The following is a 3,223-nucleotide window of genomic DNA, read 5'->3' as shown; positions in this document are numbered from 1 at the left end:
CCTGACCCGTCCCCGGCTGGTCGGTCGATACCCACAACCAGGGTGCCTCCCTCCACCGTCTCGCCGTGCACGCACCCCAGCTCCGCTTCTTGATCCACACCCCTACTGCCAGTGCGCTCCTAACGATGTGAATCTGATGCTCCTACCACAACACCAGATTCACATCGTTCCCACAGAGCGTGGCCGGACGCTCCCGGCGCCTGAAGGGCGCCGCGGCTGCTCCTGCCGGCGGCACGGTGGTGCTTGACAGAACGTCGCAGCGGGGTAGCGCCCGGGGTGGATGGTCACAGTGCCGGGCGTCACGTGGTGGCCGGCTGCGCGAGCGGGCGGGACTACGCTCATCTTCATGGACGCCGGGTTCAAGCGTGAGATCGAAGCCAAGGTCGCCGGCGGCGAGCGGCTCAGCCGCGCCGACGGCGAGGCCCTCTACGCCAGTGACGAGCTGGCCTGGCTGGGGGAGCTTGCGCACTCCGTCCGCGTCCGCAAGAACGGCGATGCGACGTACTTCAACGTCAACCGGCATCTGAACCTCACCAACGTGTGCGCGGCGTCCTGCGCCTACTGCTCCTTCCAGCGCAAGCCCGGCGAGGCCGAGGCGTACACGATGCGCATCGAGGAGGCGGTGCGGCTGGCCAGGGAGATGGAGCCTGCCGGCATCACCGAGCTGCACATCGTCAACGGCCTGCATCCCACCCTGCCGTGGCGCTACTACCCGCGTTCGCTGCGTGAGCTGTCCACGGCGCTGCCGGGAGTGGCGCTGAAGGCGTTCACCGCCACCGAGATCCACTGGTTCGAGAAGATCAGCGGCCTGCCCGCGGACGAGATCCTGGACGAGCTGATCGACGCCGGTCTGGAGTCGCTGACCGGGGGTGGCGCGGAGATCTTCGACTGGGAGGTCCGCCAGCACATCGTCGGCCACGAAACCCACTGGGAGGACTGGTCGCGTATCCACCGCATCGCGCATTCCAAGGGCCTGCGTACGCCGTGCACCATGCTCTACGGCCACATCGAGCAGCCTCGGCACCGGGTCGACCACGTGCTGCGACTGCGCGAGCTGCAGGACGAGACCGGCGGCTTCGTCGTGTTCATCCCGTTGCGGTTCCAGCACGACGCGGCCGGTGATCCGCGCAACCGACTCATGAACCAGCCGATGGCGACCGGTGCCGAGGCGCTGAAGACGTTCGCGGTGTCCCGGCTGCTGTTCGACAACATCGATCACATCAAGTGCTTCTGGGTGATGCACGGCCTGACCACGGCCCAGCTTGCTCTGAACTTCGGCGCGGACGATCTGGATGGGTCGGTTGTCGAGTACAAGATCACTCATGACGCGGACGGTTTCGGGACGCCCACCACGATGACCCGCGACGACCTGCTCGCCGTGATCAGGGACGCCGGGTTCCGGCCGGTGGAACGCAACACCCGCTACCGGGTGATCCGCGAGTTCGACGGGCCCGACCCTGCTCGCCGGGATCTTCCGCAGCCGATCGGTGCCTAGGGTCCCGCGACATGGAAACAGACCGGCCGGCCGCCTCGGACACCTCGAACACCTTGGACACCCCGGCCGCCTCGGACACTGAGGCGGCGCGGTCGAGCGCGCCTGCGGGCCTGGCCAGACCGAAGGGATCGGCCGGCATCGGCTCGATCTTCACGCTGGCCTTCCTGGTGATTCTGGTCCCGGGCGTGGCCGCATACGCCGTGGCGAGGGTGGCTGGTCTGGCGATCGGCCCGGCCGGTCTGCTCGGCCTGTTGGTGATGTTCATCTGTCTTGGTCTGTATCCGTCTGTGTTGCAACGCCTCGGCTGGGTGCGGCGTCGGACCCGTCGGCCGAGATGAGGTGCCGGACCGGGGTCTGTCGTCCGGTCCGGGGACGAGGGAACGAGGGATCGGGAGGATACCGTGGATCTTCGAAGGCGGACACCTGACGGCGCGGGGCGGTCGCTGCCCGGGTGGCCGTCGCGCCTGCCGCCACCGGCGCCACCCTCCGGCTCGGGCCTGCTCGCCATCAACGCTCGCTACTTCGCATTGCGAGCTGTGATTTTTGGTGCGGTGCTCGCCGTGGTGCTACTACTGGGCGTGAACGGATTCCTGGCATTCGCCGCAGCCTTTGTGCTCAGTGGGCTCGTGAGCTATCCGGTGGCGCTTCGCCAGCGCCGTGCGGTGCTCGGCGCCCTTGAGGAACGACGCGGCTGGCTGCGTTGACCGGTGATCCGTTGACCGGCGAGCCGGCGGGTGGGTCGAGGCTGGTGCGGCCACGGGTCGGCCACATCCAGTTCCTCAACTGCCTTCCGCTCTACTGGGGTCTGGTGCACTCCGGCGCGCTCATGGACGTTGAGCTGACCAAGGACACTCCTGACCGGCTCAACGAGGCACTCGTGCGCGGCGACCTCGACATCGGCCCGATCAGTCTCGTCGAGTACCTGCGGCACGCGGACGATCTTATTGCGCTGCCGAACATCGCGGTCGGCTCCGACGGCCCCGTCCTGTCGGTCGCGCTGATCAGCGCCGTCCCGCTGGAGCGGATCCGCTCGGTCGCGTTGGGTTCCACGTCGCGGACCGGCGTCCTGCTCGCACAGATCCTGCTCGAGGACGAACTGGGGTTGGCCCCGACCTACGCCAGGATGCCGCCGGACCTGCCGCTCATGCTGCGCGAGGCCGACGCCGCCGTCCTGATCGGCGATGTGGCGCTGCGCGCCGTCCACGACGCCGAACGGGCCGGGAGCGCCCATCCGCTCCATGTGGTCGATCTTGGGGCGGCGTGGCGGAACTGGTCAGGGCTGCCGATGGTGTTCGCGGTCTGGGCGGCGCGGCGTGACTTCGCCCAGGCCCACCCGGGTGTGGTCAAGGAGGTTCACGATGCCTTCCGCGGCAGCCTCGACCTCGCGCTACGTCAGCTCGACACGGTGGCCAGGCATGCGGCGCGCTGGGAGGCGTTCGACGCCGCCACCCTGACACGCTATTTCACGACCCTGGACTTCTCCCTGGGAGATCGTCAGCTCGAGGGTCTGATGGCGTTCGCGGGACGGGCCGCGGCGCGCGGGGTCGTCCCGCCGCGGGCCCGCATCGTCTTCGCCGACGTGTAGGGCCGTCGCTCTTACACGGGCGGGCGAAATCTGTGCGAGAGATCCGCGGGCGGACGTGTCCTCGGTGTGGTTGCCGGTGCGAACCGGGCGACCCGGCGTCTGACCATGGCAACGAGTATCGGAGGCGTCGACGAGCCACCCGG

4 protein-coding genes are annotated in these 3,223 nt (G+C 68.6%); all 4 read left to right on the top strand.

What is annotated here, in order from left to right:
• Positions 1–346 precede the first annotated feature (346 nt).
• Positions 347–1,495, top strand: a complete 1,149-nt coding sequence (mqnE, locus tag U9980_RS11080) for an aminofutalosine synthase MqnE (protein ID WP_322748804.1) — start codon at positions 347–349, stop codon at positions 1,493–1,495.
• 11 nt (positions 1,496–1,506) lie between these two features.
• Entirely contained in the window at positions 1,507–1,833 is a 327-nt protein-coding gene (locus tag U9980_RS11075; protein ID WP_322767835.1) for a hypothetical protein, read from the top strand.
• Between the two features lie 63 nt (positions 1,834–1,896).
• Positions 1,897–2,199, top strand: a complete 303-nt coding sequence (locus U9980_RS11070) for a hypothetical protein (protein ID WP_416210231.1) — start codon at positions 1,897–1,899, stop codon at positions 2,197–2,199.
• Between the two features lie 11 nt (positions 2,200–2,210).
• On the top strand, positions 2,211–3,080 hold the full coding sequence (locus U9980_RS11065; RefSeq protein WP_322767834.1) for a menaquinone biosynthesis protein: 870 nt from the start codon (positions 2,211–2,213) through the stop codon (positions 3,078–3,080).
• Positions 3,081–3,223 lie beyond the last annotated feature (143 nt).

The organism is Protofrankia sp. Cr1, assembly GCF_963555865.1.
Taxonomy (GTDB): Bacteria; Actinomycetota; Actinomycetes; order Frankiales; family Frankiaceae; genus Protofrankia.
This window is presented reverse-complemented; position numbering and strand designations above follow the sequence as displayed.